This is a genomic window from Agrobacterium sp. 719_389, assembly GCF_900188475.1.
In the GTDB taxonomy this organism is placed as follows: Bacteria; Pseudomonadota; Alphaproteobacteria; order Rhizobiales; family Rhizobiaceae; genus Agrobacterium; species Agrobacterium radiobacter.
In genome coordinates this window covers 701,523-724,500 of record NZ_FYEM01000001.1, presented here as the reverse complement: position 1 = coordinate 724,500, position 22,978 = coordinate 701,523, and the positions used below count along the sequence as shown (strand labels likewise).

Annotated in this window: 22 protein-coding genes and 1 riboswitch; of the genes, 15 read left to right on the top strand and 7 right to left on the bottom strand. The window is 60.3% G+C overall.

Annotated elements, in window-relative coordinates; all coding sequences use genetic code 11:
* Positions 1 to 99: 99 nt before the first annotated feature.
* Complete coding sequence (ilvD, locus tag CFB10_RS03560; RefSeq protein WP_026364171.1) at positions 100 to 1,935, top strand: dihydroxy-acid dehydratase; 1,836 nt, start codon at positions 100 to 102, stop codon at positions 1,933 to 1,935.
* 385 nt (positions 1,936 to 2,320) lie between these two features.
* The gene (locus CFB10_RS03555) at positions 2,321 to 3,322 is read left to right on the top strand and encodes a serine hydrolase (protein WP_020012900.1); all 1,002 of its coding nucleotides are present in this window, start codon (positions 2,321 to 2,323) and stop codon (positions 3,320 to 3,322) included.
* Between the two features lie 16 nt (positions 3,323 to 3,338).
* On the opposite strand, the gene CFB10_RS03550 is transcribed toward CFB10_RS03555, so the two are convergent.
* Positions 3,339 to 3,689, bottom strand: a complete 351-nt coding sequence (locus CFB10_RS03550; protein WP_020012899.1) for a lysozyme inhibitor LprI family protein — start codon at positions 3,687 to 3,689, stop codon at positions 3,339 to 3,341.
* A gap of 184 nt (positions 3,690 to 3,873) precedes the next feature.
* On the opposite strand from CFB10_RS03550, the gene CFB10_RS03545 reads away from it, so the two are divergent.
* Together CFB10_RS03545 and CFB10_RS03540 are read left to right on the top strand one after the other, a co-directional pair.
* Positions 3,874 to 5,280: a DegQ family serine endoprotease gene (locus tag CFB10_RS03545; RefSeq protein WP_020012898.1), complete on the top strand. Its 1,407-nt coding sequence runs from the start codon at positions 3,874 to 3,876 to the stop codon at positions 5,278 to 5,280.
* Entirely contained in the window at positions 5,277 to 6,593 is a 1,317-nt protein-coding gene (locus CFB10_RS03540) for a replication-associated recombination protein A (protein WP_020012897.1), read from the top strand. Before CFB10_RS03545 ends, CFB10_RS03540 begins: the two co-directional genes overlap by 4 nt.
* Positions 6,594 to 6,706: 113 nt before the next feature.
* Here the strand turns inward: CFB10_RS03540 and CFB10_RS03535 are convergent, their stop codons facing one another.
* Complete coding sequence (locus CFB10_RS03535; protein WP_020012896.1) at positions 6,707 to 7,021, bottom strand: DUF1883 domain-containing protein; 315 nt, start codon at positions 7,019 to 7,021, stop codon at positions 6,707 to 6,709.
* Positions 7,022 to 7,262: 241 nt separating this feature from the next.
* Between CFB10_RS03535 and CFB10_RS03530 the strand changes: the two genes are divergently transcribed.
* From CFB10_RS03530 to CFB10_RS03510, 5 genes are all read left to right on the top strand, one after another.
* On the top strand, positions 7,263 to 9,077 hold the full coding sequence (locus CFB10_RS03530) for a methyl-accepting chemotaxis protein (protein WP_026364170.1): 1,815 nt from the start codon (positions 7,263 to 7,265) through the stop codon (positions 9,075 to 9,077).
* 365 nt (positions 9,078 to 9,442) lie between these two features.
* Positions 9,443 to 10,726, top strand: coding sequence for an extensin family protein (locus CFB10_RS03525; protein WP_020012894.1), 1,284 nt, complete (start codon positions 9,443 to 9,445; stop codon positions 10,724 to 10,726).
* A 314-nt stretch (positions 10,727 to 11,040) separates the two neighbouring features.
* Positions 11,041 to 11,862, top strand: coding sequence for a sulfite exporter TauE/SafE family protein (locus CFB10_RS03520; protein ID WP_026364169.1), 822 nt, complete (start codon positions 11,041 to 11,043; stop codon positions 11,860 to 11,862).
* Between the two features lie 105 nt (positions 11,863 to 11,967).
* Positions 11,968 to 12,894, top strand: a complete 927-nt coding sequence (locus CFB10_RS03515; protein WP_026364168.1) for an ABC transporter ATP-binding protein — start codon at positions 11,968 to 11,970, stop codon at positions 12,892 to 12,894.
* Positions 12,891 to 13,652, top strand: coding sequence for an ABC transporter permease (locus CFB10_RS03510; RefSeq protein WP_003507827.1), 762 nt, complete (start codon positions 12,891 to 12,893; stop codon positions 13,650 to 13,652). Before CFB10_RS03515 ends, CFB10_RS03510 begins: the two co-directional genes overlap by 4 nt.
* A gap of 74 nt (positions 13,653 to 13,726) precedes the next feature.
* Here the strand turns inward: CFB10_RS03510 and ribB are convergent, their stop codons facing one another.
* The 4 genes from ribB to CFB10_RS03490 form a co-directional block, all read right to left on the bottom strand.
* Entirely contained in the window at positions 13,727 to 14,368 is a 642-nt protein-coding gene (gene ribB, locus CFB10_RS03505; RefSeq protein WP_020012891.1) for a 3,4-dihydroxy-2-butanone-4-phosphate synthase, read from the bottom strand.
* Positions 14,369 to 14,487: 119 nt separating this feature from the next.
* Positions 14,488 to 14,638, bottom strand: a riboswitch (FMN riboswitch).
* A gap of 159 nt (positions 14,639 to 14,797) precedes the next feature.
* Positions 14,798 to 15,505: a TIGR02281 family clan AA aspartic protease gene (locus CFB10_RS03500; RefSeq protein ID WP_020012890.1), complete on the bottom strand. Its 708-nt coding sequence runs from the start codon at positions 15,503 to 15,505 to the stop codon at positions 14,798 to 14,800.
* Complete coding sequence (locus CFB10_RS03495) at positions 15,502 to 15,693, bottom strand: DUF1289 domain-containing protein (RefSeq protein WP_020012889.1); 192 nt, start codon at positions 15,691 to 15,693, stop codon at positions 15,502 to 15,504. Before CFB10_RS03495 ends, CFB10_RS03500 begins: the two co-directional genes overlap by 4 nt.
* 19 nt (positions 15,694 to 15,712) lie before the next feature.
* A complete protein-coding gene (locus CFB10_RS03490) occupies positions 15,713 to 16,498 on the bottom strand; it encodes an adenosylcobinamide-GDP ribazoletransferase (protein WP_026372494.1) in 786 nt (261 codons plus the stop codon).
* A gap of 152 nt (positions 16,499 to 16,650) precedes the next feature.
* Here CFB10_RS03490 and cobT point away from each other — a divergent pair, with 152 nt between their 5' ends.
* Positions 16,651 to 17,685 (top strand): nicotinate-nucleotide--dimethylbenzimidazole phosphoribosyltransferase, encoded by a 1,035-nt coding sequence (gene cobT, locus CFB10_RS03485; RefSeq protein WP_020012887.1) that lies wholly within the window; start codon positions 16,651 to 16,653, stop codon positions 17,683 to 17,685.
* A gap of 8 nt (positions 17,686 to 17,693) precedes the next feature.
* Positions 17,694 to 18,098, top strand: a complete 405-nt coding sequence (locus tag CFB10_RS03480; RefSeq protein ID WP_020012886.1) for a diacylglycerol kinase — start codon at positions 17,694 to 17,696, stop codon at positions 18,096 to 18,098.
* Positions 18,099 to 18,136: 38 nt separating this feature from the next.
* Here the strand turns inward: CFB10_RS03480 and pdhS2 are convergent, their stop codons facing one another.
* Positions 18,137 to 19,672 carry a two-component system sensor histidine kinase PdhS2 gene (pdhS2, locus tag CFB10_RS03475; RefSeq protein WP_020012885.1) on the bottom strand — a complete coding sequence of 512 codons (1,536 nt, stop codon included), beginning with the start codon at positions 19,670 to 19,672 and terminating at the stop codon, positions 18,137 to 18,139.
* A gap of 108 nt (positions 19,673 to 19,780) precedes the next feature.
* Here pdhS2 and CFB10_RS03470 point away from each other — a divergent pair, with 108 nt between their 5' ends.
* The 4 genes from CFB10_RS03470 (at position 19,781) to CFB10_RS03455 (ending at position 22,821) form a co-directional block, all read left to right on the top strand.
* Positions 19,781 to 20,374 (top strand): thermonuclease family protein, encoded by a 594-nt coding sequence (locus CFB10_RS03470; RefSeq protein WP_020012884.1) that lies wholly within the window; start codon positions 19,781 to 19,783, stop codon positions 20,372 to 20,374.
* Positions 20,367 to 21,011 carry a uracil-DNA glycosylase family protein gene (locus tag CFB10_RS03465; RefSeq protein WP_170940893.1) on the top strand — a complete coding sequence of 215 codons (645 nt, stop codon included), beginning with the start codon at positions 20,367 to 20,369 and terminating at the stop codon, positions 21,009 to 21,011. The genes CFB10_RS03470 and CFB10_RS03465 overlap by 8 nt, the downstream gene beginning before the upstream one ends.
* A gap of 70 nt (positions 21,012 to 21,081) precedes the next feature.
* Positions 21,082 to 21,570: an Lrp/AsnC family transcriptional regulator gene (locus tag CFB10_RS03460; RefSeq protein WP_003507846.1), complete on the top strand. Its 489-nt coding sequence runs from the start codon at positions 21,082 to 21,084 to the stop codon at positions 21,568 to 21,570.
* A 285-nt stretch (positions 21,571 to 21,855) separates the two neighbouring features.
* Entirely contained in the window at positions 21,856 to 22,821 is a 966-nt protein-coding gene (locus CFB10_RS03455; RefSeq protein WP_026364166.1) for an aliphatic sulfonate ABC transporter substrate-binding protein, read from the top strand.
* The last annotated feature ends 157 nt before the right edge of the window (positions 22,822 to 22,978 follow it).

The window sequence follows — 22,978 nt, the reverse complement described above, 5'->3', positions numbered from 1 at the left end:
GCTTGCGGTTTGCGCTAGAAAAACCGCAAAATAGGGCAGGAGCTGTTTTTACCGCGTTTGCGGAAATGCGCTCTTTGCCATGAGATCGAGGAAAACACCATGCCAGCCTATCGCTCCAGAACGACAACCCACGGCCGCAACATGGCGGGCGCGCGCGGCCTCTGGCGCGCCACCGGCATGAAGGATAGCGATTTCGGCAAGCCGATCATCGCCGTGGTCAATTCCTTCACGCAGTTCGTGCCGGGCCATGTGCATCTCAAAGATCTCGGCCAGCTGGTTGCCCGCGAAATCGAGGCGGCCGGCGGTGTTGCCAAGGAATTCAATACCATTGCGGTCGATGACGGTATCGCCATGGGCCATGATGGCATGCTCTATTCGCTGCCGTCGCGCGAGATCATCGCTGACTCGGTGGAATACATGGTCAATGCCCATTGCGCCGATGCGATGGTGTGCATTTCCAACTGCGACAAGATCACGCCCGGCATGTTGAATGCGGCCATGCGCCTCAACATTCCCGCCGTCTTCGTTTCCGGCGGCCCGATGGAAGCCGGCAAGGTCGTTCTGCACGGCAAGACGGTCGCGCTCGATCTGGTTGACGCCATGGTCGCGGCTGCCGACGACAAGATTTCCGATGAGGACGTCAAGATCATCGAGCGTTCCGCTTGCCCGACCTGCGGTTCCTGTTCCGGCATGTTCACTGCCAATTCCATGAACTGTCTGACCGAGGCGCTCGGCCTGTCATTGCCCGGCAACGGTTCGACGCTTGCCACCCATTCGGACCGCAAACGCCTGTTCGTCGAGGCCGGTCACCTGATCGTCGATCTGGCGCGCCGTTATTACGAGCAGGACGACGAGACCGTTCTGCCGCGCACCATTGCCAACAAGGCTGCGTTTGAAAACGCCATGTCGCTGGATATCGCCATGGGGGGGTCCACCAATACGGTGCTGCATATTCTGGCGGCAGCGCATGAGGGCGGTGTCGATTTCGGCATGGAAGACATCGACCGTCTTTCCCGCAAGGTTCCCTGCCTTTCCAAGGTCGCGCCTGCCAAGCAGGACGTGCACATGGAAGACGTTCACCGTGCGGGTGGCATCATGCGTATTCTCGGTGAGCTGGAACGCGGCGGCCTCATCAACCGCGATACCTATACGGTGCACGAAGCGACGCTTGGCGACGCCATTGACCGCTGGGACATCACCCGCACCAACAGCGAGACGGTGCGCGAATTCTTCAAGGCAGCGCCGGGCGGCGTGCCGACGCAGGTCGCTTTCAGCCAGTCCTCGCGTTGGGACGATCTGGATACCGACAGCGACAACGGCGTCATCCGCTCGGTCGAAAAGCCGTTCTCAAAGGATGGCGGTCTGGCCGTGCTTTACGGCAACATCGCGCTCGACGGCTGCATCGTGAAGACGGCTGGTGTTGACGAATCCATCCTGAAATTCACCGGCCCGGCGGTCGTTTACGAAAGCCAGGACGCAGCGGTGAAGGGCATTCTCGGCAACGAGGTCAAGGCGGGCGACGTCGTCGTCATCCGTTATGAAGGCCCGAAGGGCGGCCCCGGCATGCAGGAAATGCTCTATCCGACCAGCTACCTGAAATCCAAGGGCCTCGGCAAAGCCTGCGCACTGATCACCGACGGTCGTTTCTCGGGCGGCACTTCTGGCCTCTCGATCGGTCACGCCTCGCCGGAAGCGGCGCAGGGCGGCGCAATCGGCCTCGTACGCCAGGGTGACCTGATCGAGATCGATATCCCGAACCGCACGATCAATCTCAGGGTAGCGGATTCGGAACTGGCTTCGCGCCGCGCCGAACAGGAAGAGCTGGGCTGGAAGCCGGAAGCACCGCGCAAGCGCAATGTCACCACGGCGCTGAAGGCCTATGCGGCCTTTGCGTCCAGTGCGGACAAGGGCGCGGTGCGGATTCTGCCGGAGTAAGGCCTTTTCTGCGGTTTCGGGTTAAGGGCGAAGGTGCATAAGGCTTCCTTCGTCATCCCTGCCCTTGAGGCGAGGAGCCCAAAACCACTGACGCCATGGTTCCTCGGGGCAGGTCCGAGGATGACGTCGAGCGTGAGGAGTCTCTCATCCTCTATCAGCCGCCCTTTCGGGGCGGCTTTTTGCTGCCTGTACGTCGGTTAAACGCTTCCTTCAGAAACAGATTCAACCGCCTTAGAGCTTGATTCCCCAAACCCGCGCAACATGCTGTTTTCCAGCTATAAATTCGAAATTTCCAATCGGGTGCCGGCAACCCCCGCAGTCACATTGGAGTGATGTTCAGCCCTCGGCTCTTTTCCACGGCCTGGCGATGCCTAATTTCAACACCATGAAAAGACGAACCGCACTCGCCCTCATCGCGTCCCTGCCTTTTGCCGAGCTTGCCCGCGCACAGAGTTCAGGCAAGGGCATCCGTTTCGATCCGTTGCTGAGGGACGCAGACGCGCTTTCCAGCCTCAAGACGGTCCTCGTCAGCATCGACGGCGAGGAGGTCGCAAGCCGCGCCTATCATGGGGCCAGCGTTAATGGCTCCACCAATATCAAATCGGCGTCCAAATCGATCATTTCGGCGCTGGTCGGCATGGCGATTGACCGCAAGATCATCGAGAGTGCGGACCAGCCGATTTCGACGGTTCTGCGCGGCGATTTTCCGCCAAGTCCCGATGCGAGACTGGAACGGATCACCATCGGTAACCTCTTGTCCATGCAGTCGGGTCTGGAGCGCATGTCCGGGCCGAATTACGGCCGCTGGGTCGCCAGCCGCAACTGGGTGCGGATGGCGCTGGGTTCCGGTTTTGCGGGAGAGCCCGGCGGCGGCATGCTCTATTCCACGGGTTCCACGCATCTGCTCTCGGCGATATTGACCAAGGCCTCCGGCCGCTCGACGCTTGCTCTGGCGCGTGACTGGTTTCGTCCGCTGAAGGGTTTTGCGATCGGCGGCTGGGAGCGTGATCCACAGGGCATCTATCTCGGCGGTAACCAGATGGCGATGACGGCGCGGTCGCTACTGGCCTTCGGCGAGCTTTACAGGCGCGGCGGGGCGACACCGGAGGGCGAGCGACTGATTTCGCAAGGCTGGATCAACCAGTCCTGGCAGCAGCGCACCAATTCGGTCTTTAACGGCGACGGATATGGCTATTGCTGGTTCATCAAGGAGATGGCGGGCGAAACGGTCTATTACGCCTGGGGTTATGGCGGGCAGATGCTCTATATCGTGCCCGCCAGACGGCTGTCCGTGGTGATGACCTCTCGTGAGGATGCACCTTCCGCCAGAACCGGTTATCGCGACCAGCTGCATGGCCTCATGGAAGTCATGATCCGTGCGGCGTGAGGGCAGGCGATAACGGTCAGAGCGGCCGGTTGATGCTCTGGAACGCCTCTGCAAGACGCTTCATGCGCTCCTCATAGGCGGCTGTCAGGCAGGCGACGTCGGCTGTACATTCCTGACGTTTCTTCAGCCATTTGCTCTGTTCGTCACGCAGCGTGTCGCGTGCGCCCATGGCCATCAGCTGGGTGAGGATATCGAAGGTGGTGGCCATCTTCACATCCTGATCGTTGAGGCTACGGTTGTCGCAGATAGCCTTTTCATCGGCCGCCAGATCGGGCTTTGCGCAGTCGAAGCTTGCAGCAGCGGCCGGTGAAACGAGGGAGGAGGCGAGGAGCAGACCGCAGGCGAGGAGGGGCCTTTTCAAATCCATGACGTGTCTCTTTGAGAAATGCTGTTGCGGATGAAACCGGAAAGGCGGCTCGCTGGTTCCATTTCGCTGCTGTCATGATGGGAAAAGGCGCGGCTTGGGAAAAGGATAGCCATCATCTTGCCGCTCTTTGCTTTACAGGCTTTGGCGTTATAACTCCATCATACTGATGACGATGAGGAATCACATGCGAAGCGTGTTGAAGTATCTGTCCACCGGCTTTCTCGCCGCGCTTATTCTCTTGCCCGTGGGCGCTGGCGCACAGGACAACAGGACCGTGCCCTCAAGCCACACGGAAATGCAGCTTTCCTTTGCGCCACTGGTCAAGCGCACCGCGGGCGCGGTGGTGAATGTCTATGCCGAGCGTGTCGTGCAGCGGCGCCTGTCGCCTTTTGCCGGCGATCCTTTCTTTGAGCAGTTCTTCGGCCAGCAGATGCCGAACCGCACGGAAAAACAGTCGTCGCTCGGCTCGGGCGTGATCGTGACCTCCGGCGGCCTCGTGGTGACCAACAATCACGTCATCGATGGCGCCGACGACATCAAGGTGGCGCTTGCGGACGGGCGCGAGTTCTCCTCAAAGGTGCTGCTGAAAGATGACCGGGTCGATCTTGCCATTCTGCAGATCGATGCGAAAGAACAGTTCCCGGTGCTGTCGCTCGGCAATTCCGACGCGATTGAAGTTGGTGATCTGGTGCTTGCCATTGGCAACCCCTTCGGCGTCGGCCAGACGGTGACCAGCGGCATCGTCTCGGGTCTCGCCCGCAATCAGGTGACGCAGGGCGATTTCGGCTTCTTCATCCAGACCGACGCCTCCATCAACCCCGGCAATTCCGGCGGCGCACTCATGAACATGGCGGGTGAGCTGATCGGCATCAATACGGCCATCTTCTCCAAGGGCGGCGGATCGAACGGCATCGGTTTCGCCATTCCCGCCAATCTCGTCCGGGTTTTCGTCGCGGCTGCTGAACGCGGTGACGCGAGCTTCGAGCGGCCCTATATCGGCGCCACCTTCGATCCCGTGACATCGGACGTTGCTGAGGCGCTTGGCCTGCATCGCGCCCGCGGCGCGCTTGTCGTCAGCGTCGTCAAGGGCGGACCGGCCGAGAAGGCGGGCATCGAGCCCGGCGAGGTCGTTACCGCCGTCAACGGCTTCGAGGTGGAGCATCCGGATGCGCTGGGATATCGCGTGACGACCGCCGGAATCGGCAAATCCGCTGAACTGACGGTGGTGGAGAAGGGCAAAGAGAAAAAGGTGACCATCGCGCTCGATACTGCGCCGGAAACCGCGCCGCGTGATGAGCGCCTGATCGAGGGTCGCAATCCCTTTGCCGGCGCGACAGTCGCCAATCTCTCGCCGAAGCTTGCCGATGAATTGCGGATGCCGTCACAGGTGACGGGTGTTGTGATCACCGATGTGAAGCGCGGCTCGCCGGCCTATCGTGTCGGTTTCCAGCCGAAGGATGTGATCCTGTCGCTGAACGGTGCAGACATCGCCTCCACCGCTGCGGCCGAAAAGGCGCTGGACGATAATCCCGGCTTCTGGCGCGTGGAAATCCTGCGTGACGGGCAACGCATCCGGCAGTTCCTGCGATGAGCGACGATCTCTTCGCCCCGCAAGTGCCCGTGGAGGTCGCCAACCGGCGGCCTCTTGCCGATCGCCTGCGTCCGAAGACGCTGGCGGAGGTGAGCGGGCAGCCGCATCTGACGGGCGAGGAGGGCGTACTGCGCCGCATGATCGACAGTGGGTCATTGGGATCGATGATCTTCTGGGGCCCGCCCGGCACCGGCAAGACCACGGTCGCCCGGCTGCTTTCCGGCGAGGCGGGACTGGCCTTCGAACAGATTTCGGCGATCTTTTCCGGTGTCGCCGATCTCAAGAAGGTTTTCGAGGCAGCGCGCACACGCCGGATGAACGGCCGGCAGACGCTGCTTTTCGTCGACGAAATCCATCGTTTCAACCGCGCCCAGCAGGACAGTTTCCTGCCGGTGATGGAAGACGGCACCATCATTCTGGTGGGCGCCACCACCGAAAACCCGTCCTTTGAGTTGAATGCCGCTCTGTTGTCGCGTGCGCGCGTGCTGACGTTCGGCTCGCATGACGAGGAGAGCCTGAGCGAATTATTAAAACGCGCCGAGGAGGCGGAGGGCAAGCCCCTGCCGCTCACCGAGGATGCGCGTGCAAGCCTTATCCGCATGGCCGACGGCGATGGCCGCGCCGTGCTGACGCTTGCCGAAGAGGTCTGGCGCGCGGCGCGCAAGGATGAGACCTTCGATACCGCGGGGCTGACGCGCATCGTGCAGCGTCGCGCTCCGGTTTATGACAAAAGCCAGGACGGCCACTATAATCTCATTTCGGCGCTGCATAAGTCCGTGCGGGGTTCGGACCCGGATGCGGCGCTTTATTATCTCGCCCGCATGTTCGATGCCGGCGAAGACCCGCTCTATCTCGGGCGGCGGCTGGTGCGCATGGCGGTGGAGGATATCGGTCTTGCCGATCCGCAGGCGCTCGTCGTCTGCAACGCCGCCAAAGACGCCTATGATTATCTCGGCTCACCGGAAGGCGAGCTCGCATTGGCTCAGGCCTGTGTTTATCTCGCCACTGCGCCGAAATCGAACGCCGTTTATACGGCTTTCAAGTCGGCGATGCGGGCGGCCAAGGAAAATGGCTCGCTGGTGCCTCCGAAACATATTCTGAACGCGCCGACCAAGCTCATGAAGGGCGAAGGTTACGGCGATGGCTACCGCTACGACCATGACGAGCCGGACGCCTTTTCCGGGCAGGATTATTTCCCTGAGAAAATGGGGCGCACGACCTTTTATGATCCACCGGACCGGGGTTTCGAAAGGGAAATCCGCAAGCGTCTGGACTGGTGGGCGAAGCTGCGCCGCGAGCGGGGATCGCGTTAGGGTTTTTGCGCGGTTTGAGCCGAAACCGTGTCGCCGTCAATCTTAAGAAAAAGATTCAGGCCGCTGGCAAAAAGAGTCGCGAAACTGCGGCAACTCACTGTTTTTAAAGAAGATCAGGATGCCTTGCGATGTGGTGCTGCCTGCGTCTGCGCGGGCAGCATCTTGACCGAGGATTCGGCGAGGCCGCTATGGCCTTCGGCGTCGATGACCAGATGCCAGTGCAATGTCTCGGGAATGGCGAGGCGGATCGGCGATTTTTTCGCGACGCCGCCGAGATATTTGAAATCGAGCAATTCGGTGAAGCGCTGGAAATTCGCACCCGTCATCAGCCGGACATTGTTGACGACCGACAGGGATACTTCAATGACCGTGCCGGCCCGAAGTTCCTTCAGGTCATAATGTGTATAGCGAAAATTGGGCCGTGCCATCGCGCGTCTCCCTGTAGTGTAATTTCGGTCAAGGAGGATAGGGGCCACACGGTTAACGCTGTCTTTAAATGCCGCCGGCCGGTTTGAAAATTCACTTTGCTGTACTGGTTTGGAATGGTGGCGCGAATTAACGCGAGCATAGAAGAATAATACCAACGTATAATATGTGTATTTAATAATAATAAATTTTTTGCCTTTAACATCGGCTGGTCGAAGTGCATCAGCGACGTTGAGGGGGAACATGAAAAACGTAACAATATCTATGCGCCTGTATGCGCTCGTCGCATTGTTTCTGGCAATACTGGCCGCGGCTCTCACATTCAGCCTGTTTGAAAGCTACCACGAAATGGAGCGCGAGCGGAAAGCCGGGCTTGCGTCAATGAACGAAACCGCTGTTGCCATTCTCGATCAATATTACCGACTGGAGCAGGGCGGAAGCCTGACGCGGGAGGCGGCGCAGCAGCAGGCCAAGACGACCATTGCGGCAATGCGCTACGGCAATGGCAGCGGCTATTTCTGGATCAACGATATGCATCCCAAAATGGTGATGCATCCGATCAAGCCCGAGATGAACGGCACCGACCTTACCGCCAACAAGGACCCGAACGGCAAGGCGCTGTTCGTCGAGTTCGTGAACACGGTCAAGGCAGGCGGCAAGGGCTTTGTCGATTATTACTGGCCGAAGCCCGGTGCGCCGGAGCCGGTCGAGAAATTCTCCCATGTCGCCGGTTTCGCCCCCTGGGGCTGGATTGTCGGCACCGGTGTTTATGTTGACGATCTTGAAGCGGTGTTCTGGCGCGACGTCTATTTTAATGGTGGTCTTTGTGTCTTGGCCGGCCTTCTGGTTGTCGGCGTGGCCGCAGCCGTCGTGCGCAGCGTGACCCGGCCGATCGATCTCATCCGCCAGAGCATGCGCCGCATCGCCGATGGGGACGGTGCGGCGGATATCCAGTTCGCCGACCGACGCAATGAAATCGGCGCGATCGCCAAGACGCTGCTGGTACTGCGCGACAGCGTCAATGAGCGCAGCGCGCTGCAGGCCCGTGAGGCCGACCAGCAACGGGCGCTGGAAGAAGCGCGGCACGGCAACGAGATGGTGCTTCGTTCCGCATCCGAGCGGCAGGCCCATGCCATGGAGCAACTGGGCGATGCGCTCGAAGCGCTTGCCAATGGCGACCTGACCGTTTCGCTTACCGATATCGGCGCGGATTATGAAAAGCTGCGCATGGACTTCAACCGCGCGGTCGGTGCATTGCACGGTGCGATCGAGGCCATTGCCAGAACCGGCCATGTCGTCAATGACAGTGCCTCTGATATCAGCGGCGCGACCGGCAATCTTTCCCGCCGGACCGAACAGCAGGCGGCGGCGCTGGAGGAGACGGCGGCCGCTCTCGATGAAATCACCGCCACGGTGCGCACCGCTTCCGAGCGGGCCAACGAGGCCCGGCAGATGGTGCAGGACACGAAAACCAGCGCCGGTCGCTCGGGCGAGATCGTGCGTAATGCCGTCGACGCCATGGGCCGTATCGAGGACTCTTCCAAACGCATCGGGCAGATCATCTCTGTAATCGACGAGATCGCTTTCCAGACCAATCTTCTGGCGCTGAATGCCGGTGTGGAAGCGGCGCGTGCGGGCGAGGCCGGGCGTGGTTTTGCCGTGGTGGCGCAGGAGGTTCGCGAGTTGGCGCAACGTTCCGCCAATGCGGCCAAGGAAATCAAGACCCTCATCAACCGTTCGGCCGAGGAGGTCGGCGGCGGCGTCGCACTCGTGCGCTCGACAGGCGATGCGCTGGAGGAGATCGTGGCGCTGGTCAACCGCGTCGATGGCCACGTCAACTCCATCGCCACGGCCGCGCGCGAACAGGCGACCGGCCTGCAGGAGATCAACACCTCCGTCAACCACATGGACCAGATGACCCAGCAGAACGCCGCCATGGTGGAAGAAACGACGGCGGCCAGCCAGACGCTCGCTGAGGAAAGCCGCCAGCTGCGCTCGCTGCTGTCGCGTTTCGAACTTGGAAATGGGGTTGCGCGCGAGGTTTCGCGGGCCGCGTGACATATGCGTTTGGGTAAAGTGGAGGGCGCGGCCATGGCTGCGCCCTTAGATGAATGAGAAGCTTTTCCAGCACTCGACGTCATCCTCGGGCTTGACCCGACATCCATTCCTCGCGCGGCTCTGGATCCTCGGGTCAAGCCCGAGGATGACGGAGGAGACGTTTGAGTGTCGGGTGTCGGAGGAGAGGTTTCAGCGTTTCTGTTATGACCTTCGACGCGATTTCGATCGTGCCTTCTTCATTTGCAGCGTCACGCAACAACCAGGTTCGTTATTTCCCGTAACCAATAAGGTTTCGTTTACCTCATTTCTTTAAAATTTATCCTGTATTGCCGCGAATAGCGGCCGCTGAAGGTACAGGTTCTCGTATGGCGTATGTTTCCCTTCCGCGTCGTCTTGTGACGTTGCTGATGGTTTCCACGGTCATGGTGTCGTGTTCGGCGGAGGGCCTCGTGCCACCGGCGGAAGTGGACGGTACCACGCGCGTCAGCGCCATCCGCTCCTCGCGGCAACAGGGATACAGCGCGCCGGCGGGTGCCGTGTATCAGGCGGAGCGGGTGGGGCAGGGCGGTGACTATCCCGCGGCCGTTTCTCAGCCGATGCCAGAACCTTACGCCTCGCAGGATCCCCTGCTGCAATCGCGGCAGGGCGGGCAGGGTTATTCGACACTCGATTCCCAGCATCAGGCGCGCATGGCGGCCAGCGGCCATACCACTGTGCCGGCGCAGACCATGCAGAGCCAGACCATGCCCGCGCAGCAGATGAGCAGCAACCAGATCGCTGAAGGCGAAGGCGGCGTGAACATGGATTCCATGCTGGGTGTGGAGCCCGTCCGCGGGCTTGCCGAAGAACAGGATGCGGAGATTGCCGAAGGCGCTTCCACGCAGCCTGTGGTGGATGGTATCGGCACGGATAATCCCATGGCCGTGCCTCCGGCCCGCCAGACGCAACGGGCCAGCCAATCGCGGCTCATCCCGCCGCCGCCGCTTGGCTCTTCCTCGCGCCGCCAGCCGGTGGAGGAAGTCGCCATGCTCATGCCTGATAATCCGATGGCGGGCGGCGGGCCGCAAAGCAACCGCTCGATGCAACCAGGCGTCATGCCATCTTCGGAGGTTGCCTGCCGCTCCGAACTGCGCCGCCTCGGCGTTGCTTTCCGGGACGTTGCGCGCATTGCCGATGGTCCGACCTGCGGTATCGATTATCCGATTGAACTCAGCGGTCTTGCCAGCGGCGTCGCGATCCGGCCGGCGGTGAAGCTCAATTGTCAGGTCACGCTTGCCTTTGCCAAATGGGTGAAGTTCGAACTCGTGCCATCCTCGCGCTTCCGTTATCTCTCCGGCGTTGGCCGCATCACGCCGATGGGCGGTTATTCCTGCCGCAAGATGAATTCGCGCTCCAGCAACCCATGGTCCGAACATGCGCGCGGCAACGCCATCGATATCGGCACCATCACGCTGAAAAACGGCAAGGAGATCGATGTGCGCAGCAAGAGCTTCTTCGCCTTCCGCGAAAAGGCGCTGCTGAAGGCGGTGCGGTCTGACAGCTGCAAATATTTCTCGACCGTTCTCGGGCCGGGCAGCGATCCCAATCACTGGAACCATTTTCACTTCGACCTGCGCACGCGCAAGTCAGGTTACAGGCATTGCGACTAGGAACGCGAACGGCGTGATTGGGCAGGGCGATAGTCGGGCGGCGTCTTGTCGGAATTCCAATTCTTCTGTCACATTCCAACAAAAAAAGACCGGCCCGAAGGCCGGTTGAAGAAGACAGCCTTATCGGGGGGATATCGGCGTCTTTGCAAGGGCATGCAATGGGAAAAAAATCCCATGGAGTGGTCCATCCGGCGCGGATATGCGGCAAAAGACATCGCGCCGTACTGACCTGCGGCCAACATGGCTTGCCGCGCTCTTCTGATACGCTATGAGGGTCACATGTTTGTGACAACGGCCTTCGGGAGCCTGCCTTTATGCCCCCTGTTTCAGAGCTGATGGTCTTTGCCGCGGCGCTTGCGGTAGCGGGTGTGGTCGCCGGTCTTCTGGCCGGCCTGTTCGGCATCGGCGGCGGCGCGGTGCTGGTGCCCGTCTTCTACCAGGTCTTCGGGCTTCTGGATGTGCCGGAGGCGGTGCGCATGCATCTCTCGCTCGGCACCTCGCTTGCCATCATCGTGCCCACCTCCATCCGTTCGTTTCTGACGCATCGTCAGAAAGGCGCGGTTGATATCGATCTTCTGAAGGGCTGGATCGTTGCGGTGCCGCTCGGCACCATCCTCGCATCCGTGGTTGCCGCCTATGCCTCGAGCGTTGCGCTGCGGCTGATCTTCGCTTTCATCGCGCTCGCGCTCGCCTTCCGGATGATCTTCAACCGGGCGAGCTGGCATCTCGGCTCCGACCTGCCGAAAAATCCGGGCCGTTTTCTTGTCGGCGCCGGCATCGGGCTCTTTTCCGGCCTGATGGGCGTGGGCGGCGGGGTGATGAACAACACCTTCATGACGCTTTACGGACGTACGATCCATCAGGCGGTCGCCACCTCTTCCGGTGTCGGCGTGTTGATTTCGCTGCCGGGGCTTCTGGGTTACATCTGGGCCGGCTGGGGCGATGCGGGCTTGCCGCCGTTTTCCACCGGTTTCATCAACTGGATCGCCGTGGTGCTGCTGATCCCCATCACGCTTGTCGTTGCGCCCTATGGCGCCAGGCTCGCCCATGCGCTCAGCAAAAAGCAGCTGGAGCGGGCCTTCGGGGTGTTTCTGGTCTTCGTCGCAGCGCAGTTTTTCTATAGCGTCTACGGCTGATTTTCCGTCTCTGCCGAACGCAGTGTTCGGTCCGCTGGGGTGGCATTTGCAACCTCTGCGGTCTATATGGCGTTCATCTTACTCGGTTTTTCGAAAGAATTCGCCATGAATGCCATTGTTTCGATACGGAATCTGACAAAATCCTACGCAAACGGCTTTCAGGCGCTCAAAGGTGTCAGCCTCGATATCAGGGAGGGTGAAATCCTTGCCCTACTTGGCCCGAACGGCGCCGGCAAGACAACGCTGATCTCGATTGTCTGCGGCCTGGTCAATCCGGGGGAAGGTTCGGTGCTTGTCGGCGGGCATGATGTGGTGAAGGATTTTCGCCAGACCCGCGCCCTGATCGGCCTCGTGCCGCAGGAATTGACCACCGACCAGTTTGAGACGGTGTGGAACACCGTCAGCTTCTCGCGCGGCCTGCACGGGCAGAAGAAGAACCCGGAACTGATCGAGCGCATCCTCAAATCCCTGTCGCTCTGGAACAAGAAGGACAACATGCTGCGGGAGCTTTCCGGCGGCATGAAACGGCGTGTGCTGATCGCCAAGGCGCTGGCGCACGAGCCGAAGGTTCTGTTCCTCGACGAGCCGACCGCCGGCGTTGATGTGACGCTCCGCCGCGACATGTGGAACGTCGTCTCCGAGCTGCGGGCCAAGGGCGTCACCATCATCCTCACCACGCACTACATCGAAGAGGCGGAAGAAATCGCCGACCGGGTGGGTGTCATCAATGGCGGCGAATTGCTGCTGGTGGAAGAAAAGACGGCGCTGATGAAGAAACTCGGCCGCAAGCAGCTTTTACTGGAACTCGCCCAGCCGGTGGAGCAATTGCCCGAGAGCCTCGCGCCCTTCGGTCTGGCGCTTTCCGAAGACGGTTGCACCGTCACCTATGAGATTGAAGATAATGGCGAGCAGGGCCGCATTGCCGATGTTCTGAGCGCCCTTTCCGCCGCCAACATCCATTTCAAGGATATTTCCACGCGACAGAGTTCGCTTGAGGATATCTTCGTTTCGCTGGTGGGAGGCCAGAAATGAATTTCGAAGCCATAAAGGCCATCTATCTGTTCGAAATGGCGCGCACGCGCCGCACCCTGCTGCAGAGCGTGGTCTCGCCGGTCATCTCCACCTCGCTTTATTTCATCGTCTTCGGAACCGCGATCGGTTCGCGGATTCAGGAGGTTGGCGGGGTTTCCTACGGCGCGTTCATAACCCCCGGCCTCATCATGCTGACGCTGTTGACGCAATGTATCGGCAACGGCTCCTTCGGCATTTATTTCCCGAAATTCACCGGCACGGTCTATGAAATATTGTCCGCGCCCGTATCGATGACGGAAATTGTCGCCGGCTATGTCGGGGCGGCGGCGACCAAGGGCCTGATGATCGGGACGATCATTCTGATAACAGCCACCTTCTTCGTGGATATCACGATTGCTCATCCGTTCATGATGGTGCTGTTCTTCGTACTGACGGCTGTCAGTTTCAGCCTGTTTGGCTTCATCATCGGCATATGGGCAACGAATTTCGAGCAGCTGAACCTCATTCCAATGCTGGTGGTGCCGCCTTTGACCTTCCTTGGCGGCAGCTTCTATTCCATCGACATGCTGCCGCCCTTCTGGCAGACGGTCAGCCATTTCAATCCGGTGCTTTATCTCATCAGCGGTTTCCGGTGGAGCTTCTATGAGATCGCCGACGTCAATCCCATCATCAGTCTGGCGATGATCACGCTGTTTCTTGCGCTCTGCCTCGGTGTTGTCAGCTGGATGTTCAAGACGGGGTATCGGTTGCGGAACTGAGCGGAAAAGCTTTTTTTAAAATTTGACGCCCGGTTTGCGCCGGGCGTTTTCGTATTCACAACAGGAAGCGCAGATCAGGCGACCTGCTTCTGCACCACGTCCTCGACAACCTCGCCCTTGAGGTAAGAAACGAGGTCCTTGATCGTCACGACGAGCAGGCCGTGGCGTTCAGCAAAGACTTCGAGCTGGGGCAGGCGGGCCATGGTGCCGTCGTCATTGGCGACTTCGCAGATGGTGCCGCAGGGGAATTTCCCGGCAAGACGGCAAAGATCGACGGCCGCTTCGGTATGGCCGGTGCGGCCGAGAACGCCTTGCGGGTTGGCGCGCAGCGGGAAGATATGGCCGGGGCGGGCGAAGTCTTCGGGGCGTGAATCCTCCGATACCAGCGCACGCACGGTGTTTGCCCGGTCGGCGGCGGAAATGCCTGTCGTGGTGCCGGGAATATAATCCACCGAAACGGTGAAGGCTGTCTTGAGGGATTCGGTATTGCGCGACACCATCAGCGGAATGTCGAGGGCATCGAGACGCTCGCCCGGCATGGCGACGCAGATCAGCCCGCGCGCATGGTTCATCATGAAGGCGATCTGCTGCGGGGTAATGCTGTCGGAGGCGGCGATGACATCGCCTTCATTTTCGCGGTCTTCGTCGTCAACGACAACCACCATCTCGCCACGGGAAATGGCTTCGATGGCGTCTTCAATTCTAGCAATGGTCATTTTCTTTCAAGCCTTTCAAGGGTTATGCCGTTTTGCGGCATTTTCGCGCTTCAAGAAGCGCCAAATATCCCTTGGGCGAACAATGCAATGCGAGGCCCGCTGCGTGCGGGCGCCTTATGCCTTGTCCTCTTCCATCCGGACTATACCGTCGGCTCCGGCCTCTCACCGGATCTGCTGACCTTCCGGCTTTGGAGACCGGAAGCGCTCGCGGGCTCCGGGAAAAATCCCGATACCGCCGGTGGGGAATTGCACCCCGCCCTGAGAACAAGGCCAACATAAATTATCAAATGGGAAGGAAGCAAGGGGCAATGGCCGGCCTTTGGTCCCTATGTGCGAAAAGAATATCCCCGTTGCGGTCGCATCGGGGTATTTTCTTTCCGGGGCCAATGTCTCGGGGAAGCCGCAGAATGAAGAGCAAAGGGCCGGCGTTTATCGGTCGCGCAGCCGCAGTTCATCGGTCTGCATCTGCAGCGAACCGAGCGTCGACAGGAAGCTCATGCCGAGCAGGCTCTGGCCCAATTGGCCGTCCTGGGCGACGAGGGCCGGGATGTTGCGGCGCACGATCGGGCCAATGCCAATTTCCGACAGGGTGACGGGGGCTGCCGCCGTGCGGCCGTTCGCAGTCATGACCGGTACGGTATAGCGGAGGTTTGTGGTGTCGATGCCGATTGCGGCGGCATCCGCATTGGCGAGTACCACCGAGCTTGCGCCGGTATCCACCAGCATATGGATGGTCTTGCCTTCGACGCCGACATTGGCTTCGAAATGACCGCTCATCGATTTATGCAATATGATTTCCTGCCCACCGTCCGAGGTCGTCACCACCACGGCGCGGCCGGGTATCAGGCCGCCAAGCAGCCTGTCGCCGAAGGATTGCAGATCGTAGCGATAGAGGTAGAGGGAAACGAGGCCGAGGATAATGACCAGCCAGACGGCGAGCTGGCGGATGACGGTGCCGAAACTGCCGCGGCTTCCCGCCAGAATGCCTGCCGATAGGAGACCGGCGATTGGCAGAAGATAAAGAACATGGGCGAATTGATCATTGTCGATGCCGAGCGTTCGGCCACCGTCGTGATTGATGAGCAGCAGCCCAAGGCCGACGGCCAGCAGGAGGAGAACGATGGTCAGCCTGTTCATGCGGTATGCGTCTCCTTGGCGGTCTCGGCCAGATTTGCCAGTCTTTGCGGCAGCAACCGCATGATCTCGCGGCGCTTCTCGTCGCTATACCCTGCCCAGCCGCCAATTTCATCCAGCATTCGTCCGCAGCCGATGCAGAGGCTCATGGTTTCATCGAGGCGGCAGATATGGATGCAGGGTGTTTCCATGATGATTTATATCAGGCCGTCACGCCGCAAGGGCAAGGGCGACAAGAATCACGATCTCCGTGATCTGCTGGCAGGCGCCGATGGTGTCGCCGGTATGGCCGCCGATCTTCCGGTCGCAGAGCCTGCCGAAAAGCATGGCCGCCAGAAAGGCTGCCGCCAGCACAAGGGCGATCGACAGGAGCGGCAGGGCGTGCAGCGTGAAGAGGATGAAAAGCAGCAACCCGATTACAAGCGCGATGTTGCGCTCGCTTGTGCCCGGCTGGCCGGCGCCGGCGGCGATGCCGGAGGTCTTGGCGGCGGGCAGGGACTGCCAGTGCCACACCATCAGCGCGCGGCTCAGGACAAGCGCGGCGATCAGGGCGGCGGCGGCGGTTTTTGCCGGCAGCGTTTCAATGAGCGAGGCGAGTGCGGTGGCGCGGAGCGCAAAGGACAGGATCATGGCAATCGTGCCATAGCTGCCGATGCGGCTGTCCTTCATGATTTCAAGCATGCGCGCCTTCTCCTTGCCGCTGCCGAAACCGTCGGCCATGTCGGCCAGGCCATCTTCGTGCAGCGCACCTGTCACGAGCGCCGTCAGGCCGATGACAAGCCAGCCGGTGAGCTGCGGAGAGGCGTCGAAGGCCGTAAAAACCACAACGAGGAAAGCGGCGGGCAGGGCGATCAGCAGACCGGCGGCGGGAAAGGCGCGGGCAGTGCGGCGCATCGACACATCGTCGGCATCATCAAAAAACCGCGAGGGAACGGGCAGGCGGCTCAGAAAGGCGAGGGAATGCATGACATCTGTTATAAAATCCCCGGCCTTCATGCTCTCTCCGTTGCAGTTGCTGCATTTCCGGTTGTTCCGCGGCGCATCCGCGATTATGAGAGGCGCAACAAAGACCGATTTGCCGGAAAACACAAGTTCCGGACGCATGAGCCGATGCGACAGCCAACCCGACGACGAGAAAGACAGATATCATGAGCATGAGCGGATTGCCCTTCGACGATTTCCGCGCGCTGCTGCGCGAGCTTCCCGGCCCGGATACGCATGCGCTTGTGGCGGCCAAGGAGCGCAATGCGCAGCTGACCAAGCCCGCCGGTTCGCTCGGCCGCCTCGAAGAAATCGCCATGTGGCTGGCTGCCTGGTCCGGCCGTTCTCCGGCAGTCACCCGTCCGCTGGTGGCGATCTTCGCCGGCAATCACGGCGTTACCCGGCACGGCGTTACGCCCTATCCGACCTCAGTGACCCAGCAGATGGTGGAAAATTTCGCGGCAGGCGGCGCGGCGATCAACCAGATCTGTGTCGCCAACGATCTCGGCCTGAAGATCTTCGATCTGGCGCTCGATTACCCGACCGGCGACATCACCTGCGAGCCTGCGCTCTCGGAGCGAGACTGCGCCGCCACCATGGCCTTCGGCATGGAGGCGATTGCCGGCGGCACCGATCTTCTCTGCGTCGGCGAAATGGGCATCGGCAACACCACCATTGCGGCGGCGATCAATCTCGCGCTCTATGGCGGCACGGCGGAAGAGTGGACCGGTCCGGGCACAGGCTCGGAAGGCGAGGTCATGGCCCGCAAGATCGCGGCGGTGAAGGCCGCGGTGGAATTCCACAAGGATCACCTGTCCGATCCGCTGGAGATCATGCGCCGTCTTGGCGGACGCGAGATCGCGGCGATTGCCGGCGCCATCCTCGCCGCCCGCGTGCAGCGCATTCCCGTGCTGATCGACGGTTATGTGGCGACGGCCGCTGCCGCTCTTCTCAAGGCCGCCAATCCTTCGGCGCTTGATCATTGCCTGATCGGCCATGTCTCGGGCGAGCCCGGCCATCTGGCCGCCATCGAAAAGCTCGGCAAGACGCCGCTGCTGGCGCTTGGCATGCGGCTTGGCGAGGGAACCGGGGCTGCACTTGCCGCCGGCATCGTCAAGGCTGCGGCCGCCTGCCATTCCGGCATGGCGACATTCGAAGCGGCGGGTGTGGACACCCGCATCAGTTCCCGCACCGATCATTGAGGCTGAAGATGGACGTGACGCCGCAAAAGAAGCAACCGGAACCCGCCTTTCGCAAGGAAAAAGGCTGGCGGCATCTTTTTGCCGCCGCCCGCTATTCCGTGCAGGGGCTTGGCCGGCTGTGGCAGGAAGCGGCGTTCCGGCATGAGGTTCTTGCCTTCGGCGTCGGGCTCGCCCTGCTTCTGGTCGTGGGCGCGCCGTTTGCGCATCTTCTCGTCTTCACGGTGCTGATGCTGTTGCTGTTTTCAGTAGAGGCGTTGAATACCGCGATCGAAGAGCTGGTGGATCGCATTTCGCCGGAAATCTCCTCGGTCGGGCGGCATGCCAAGGACCTCGGTTCCTTTGCCGTCTTCTGCCTGTTGATGGCGAACGGATTTTTCGTGCTTTATTCGCTGGTGACGACGCTGTTCTTCTAGGCGGAGCGCCTTCGCTTTTGGGCTAATGCTCAGGGGCTTCAGGCAAAGGACCGTCGGCGCGGCTGGATGGCGTGGGTTTCTTCCACGGCCGGCAGGCTCTGCAGCACGCGTCTTGCGGGCAGGATGGCGATGCCTTCGGTGCCCTCGCGCAGTTTCGATTTCAGGATGAACTGGCCGTCATGTTTGGCGAGAATGGCCTGGACGATGGGCAGGCCAAGACCGGTTCCCTGTTCGGCGCTCTTGATGGCGATAGAGCCCTGACCGAAGGCCGACAGCACCACGGGAATTTCATCTTCGGGAATGCCGGGGCCATTATCCCTGATCGACACATATTGGCCCCCGCCCGCCGTCCAGCCGGCTTTCACGAGGATTTCGCCGCCCTGCGGCGTGAACTTCACGGCGTTGGAGAGCAGGTTGAGAATGACCTGGCGGATGGATTTTTCATCGGCCCAGACCTGTGGCAGGCTGTTTTCGAACTGCTGGGAAATCCTGATATTCTTGGCGCGGGCGCGAAGCTGGATCATGCCGATGCAATCCTCGGCGATTTCCAGCATCGAGATCGCTTCTTCATTCAGGTCATAACGGCCGGCCTCGATGCGCGACAGGTCGAGGATTTCGTTGATGAGATCAAGCAGATGCTGGCCGGAACGGTGGATGTCGCCGGAATATTCCTTGTAGAGCGGATTGTTGAGCGGGCCGAGTACTTCCGAGGACATGACCTCGGAGAAGCCGAGAATCGCGTTGAGCGGGGTTCTGAGTTCGTGCGACATGGAGGCGAGAAAGCGCGATTTCGCCAGATTGGCTTCTTCCGCGCGCCGCCGTGCCTCGTCCGAAACCGAGTTAGCGACTTCGAGTTCGGCGATCAGGTCGTCCTTTTCCGTCTGCGAGGAGAGAAGCTTGATGCTGGTCTGGTAAAGCCGGCTGGTGATGCGATGACAGAAGAGGATCGCCATGCCGAACATCAGCGCCAAGCCGACATCAAAGGGATCGCGTGAAATGGCCGATGTTATGCAAAGCGCCGCCAGCACCGGCAGGAAGGTCATGAAGGTCGCCCGCCGCAGCATGAAATTGGCCATGGCGGTGAGCGAAAGCGCGATCAGCAGCGTCGAGCCCTTGAAGAAAAGGACAAGCGTCGGGTTGTTGCGCACTGGTTCGGCCAGTGCAAACATCGCCCAGGCGCAGCCGATCAGAATCTGCACGCTGAGGAAGAGACTTTTCCAGTGCTGGAGATTGTCGGCGGTGATCTCTTGCTTTGCCGCCCGCTTGGCTAGAAGCAGAGAAAAGGCGTGGAAGCTCAGCGCAATCAGCGACCAGATGATCAGGCCGATATCGCGGGTTATATAAAGGCCGATGACGGAAGCGAGCACGATGAAGAGCGGCATGATCATCGCGCCCTGCAGGGTTTCGGCGATATGCATGGTCAGCATTTCGCGTTCATAGGCGTCGCTTGCGCCGGCCCCTTGCTGCAGGCGTTCACGTGTCGTCTTCACCGTGTCGAAGACCGCCTTGTTGCGATGCTTTTTCGACCGGTCGACGATGATCTTGTCGGTGGACGTGCTGACGCTTTTACTCATTGTTACAACGCGGGGTGACATGAACCCTTGCAGACTACGCGCAAAATCTTAAGAAGATGCTGCCGTTAAAGGATTTGTTTGCCATTTCTGACAAGGGTTTGTTGTTACATGAGACGAAATGGAGGCAAGGGCAGGCGTTTTTCGGCATTTCGCGATGGCGGGCTTTTTCTCGCCACGGTTTTTCTCGGCATTCTGATCGCGGCCAAGCTCGATCAGATCAACAGCGAGACCTATAGCGGCCGCTTCTTCGTGATCGATGGTGACACGCTGTCAAAGGGTGAGGACCGTTTTCGGCTGCTCGGTATCAATGCGCCGGAGCTTGCGCAGACATGCCTGCGCGGCAACGAAAGCTGGCCATGCGGGAAGGAGGCGCGCCGCGTCCTGCAACGGCTGGCCGAGCCGGCGGATTTTTCCTGTTCCGGCAGTTCCAGAGACCGTTACGGGCGGCTGCTCGTCTATTGTTCCGCAGGCGGCAGGGATGTCTCATCGGAAATGGTGTCGGCGGGTTTTGCGGTCGCATCAGGTTATTTCCAGTTCTCAAGCGAGCAGGCGGCGGCGCGCAGGCAGGCGCGCGGCATCTGGGCGGGAGAATTCGAGAAACCATCGCAATGGCGGCGGGAACACCGGGCTGCGGATCTGGAAACGCCGGCGGCGGGCTTCCTCACCATTATCCGCCATCTTCTGGGATGGGACCATGGTTGAGCTAGCGCCGGTGCGTGATGATGGGCTGGACGGGTTGCGCAGCGAAATCGCCCGCTGTCGTCTCTGTCGCGATATGCCGCTCAACGGAATGGCTGATCGCCTGCCGCACGAACCCCGGCCGGTAGTCGTCATGTCGGCCAAGGCGCGCATCCTGATCGCCGGGCAGGCGCCGGGGCTTCGTGTGCACGAAACGGGGTTGCCCTTCAACGATGCCTCGGGCGACAGGCTGCGCCAGTGGCTTGATGTCGATCGGCAGACTTTCTACGACCCGGATCGTTTCGCCATCGTGCCCATGGGCTTCTGTTTTCCCGGTTATGACGACAAGGGCGGCGACCTGCCGCCCCGGCGCGAATGTGCGCCGCACTGGCGTGAGCGGGTAATAATGGCCATGCCGCAGGTGGAGCTGATCCTCGCCATTGGCCAATATGCGCAGGCCTTTCACCTGGGTGGGAAGCGGCGCAAAACCATGACTGAAACGGTGCAAAACTGGCGCAGCTATCTTCATGCCAATTCCGGTCCCGCCATTTTTCCCCTGCCGCATCCGAGCTGGCGCAACACCGGCTGGCTGAAAAAGAACCCATGGTTCGCGGAGGAACTGCTGCCGGTTCTGCGACAACATGTGGAAATGCGGCTTTAGTGAAACAATTTTCTGTTTTTCTGCGAAAATTAGTGTATTGAAAGGAAATTAATTCAGGAGGGTAGACGCATTGGATCGCCTAGACCGTAAGATTTTGCGCATTCTGCAAGAGGATTCCACGCTGGCCGTTGCCGATCTGGCGAAAAAGGTCGGCCTTTCCACGACGCCCTGTTGGCGGCGTATCCAGAAGATGGAAGAAGACGGCGTCATCCGCCGGCGCGTGGCGCTGCTCGATCCGGTCAAGGTCAACACCAAGGTCACGGTTTTCGTCTCCATCCGCACCGCCTCCCATTCCATCGAATGGCTGAAGCGTTTCTCCGAGGTGGTTTCCGAGTTTCCGGAAGTCGTCGAATTTTACCGCATGAGCGGTGACGTCGATTATCTGCTGCGCGTCGTCGTGCCTGACATTGCCGCCTATGACGCTTTCTACAAGCGCATGATCGCCAAGATCGAAATTCGCGACGTTTCCTCCGCGTTCGCGATGGAGCAGATCAAATATACGACGGAACTGCCGCTCGACTATATGCTGCTGGACAATCCGAAATCCGGCGAGGAGTGATCCGCCGCCGGCCAGGTTTTTGATCAATGCCCTTTCCGGTTGCCGGGGAGGGCATTTTCATTTGCGGGCCGTTTTTTTCGTCGCTCTGGCCCGCCGGAAGCTGATCTTGCAGGAAGGTCCATCCGGTAGCCGCCGCCAGGCCACGACAATTCTATTCCGCCCAGAATGGCAAATTCGCACATTCAATTCTCTCGGCGTCGTCTCCGCGCAAACTGGGATTTTGATAAAATCTCTCGAATATCTACGCTTTTACTGTCGAAGGATGGAATAGCGAGGGATATCCATATGCTCACACGACGCGGAACATTGGGACTGATTGCAGGTGCGACCGGGGCGGCGTTTCTGCCGCATATCCGGCGGGCAAGCGCCGCAACCACCACATTGCGGATTGGCTGGCAGAAGAATGGCGTGATAGCGCTCGCGAAAAGCCAGGGCGCGCTCGAAGCGCTGCTGAAAGATCGCGGCATCGAGGTCAAATGGTCGGAATTCTCCTCCGGGCCGCCGCTTCTCGAAGCGCTTGGTGCAGGCGCGCTTGATATTGGCCCGACTGGCGATGTGCCGCCGCTTTTCGCACAGGCCGCCGGCGGCAATCTTCGTTATGTCGGCACCTACAAGGCGGCGGCCGGCGGATCGGCCATCCTCGTGCAGAAGGATTCACCGCTGAAGACGCTGGAAGACCTGAAAGGCAGGAAGGTCGCCTTCAAGCGCGGCTCCAGCGCCCATAATGTCACCGTCAAGGCGCTGCGAAAGGCGGGATTGACCTTGAACGACATTACCCCAGTCGATCTTGCGCCGCCGGATGCGGCCGCCGCCTTCCGCAGCGGCAGCATCGATGCCTGGTCGATCTGGGATCCTTATTTCGCCGTGGCGGAAAAAGAGCCGACGACGCGGGTTCTTTCGACCGCCGAAGGCATCGTCGATCCGTGGAGTTACTTCCTCGCCAATGGCGATTTCGTGGAGAGCAATCCCGATCTCGTGCCGCTGATCATCAAGGAATTGGCGAATGTGGGTGCGAAGGCGCAGGCCAATATCGACGCAACGGCAAAATCGCTGGCGTCGATCACCGGCGTTCCCGAGGATGTCACCAAGGTCTCGCTGACACGACCGGGGGCTGATCTCGGACGGGTCTCGCTGGTTCCGGATGAAGCCATCGCCTATCAGCAGGCGCTTGCGGACGAATTCTATGATCTGAAGATCGTGCCGAAGAAACTCAAGGTGGCGGATATCGTCTGGCGTCCCAAGGCGAGTTGAGCGGGCGGGAAAGGTGAGTCTCTTCAACCTGCTGGCGGATGTTGCTGAGAGGTTGATTCAGCAATGTTCCTTAAACTTAGGGCGAGCATGCCCCGCTTGTTTCTTCTCCCCGCCGGGGAGAAGTCCGCGGCAGCGGGATGAGGGAGCAAGGGTAGAG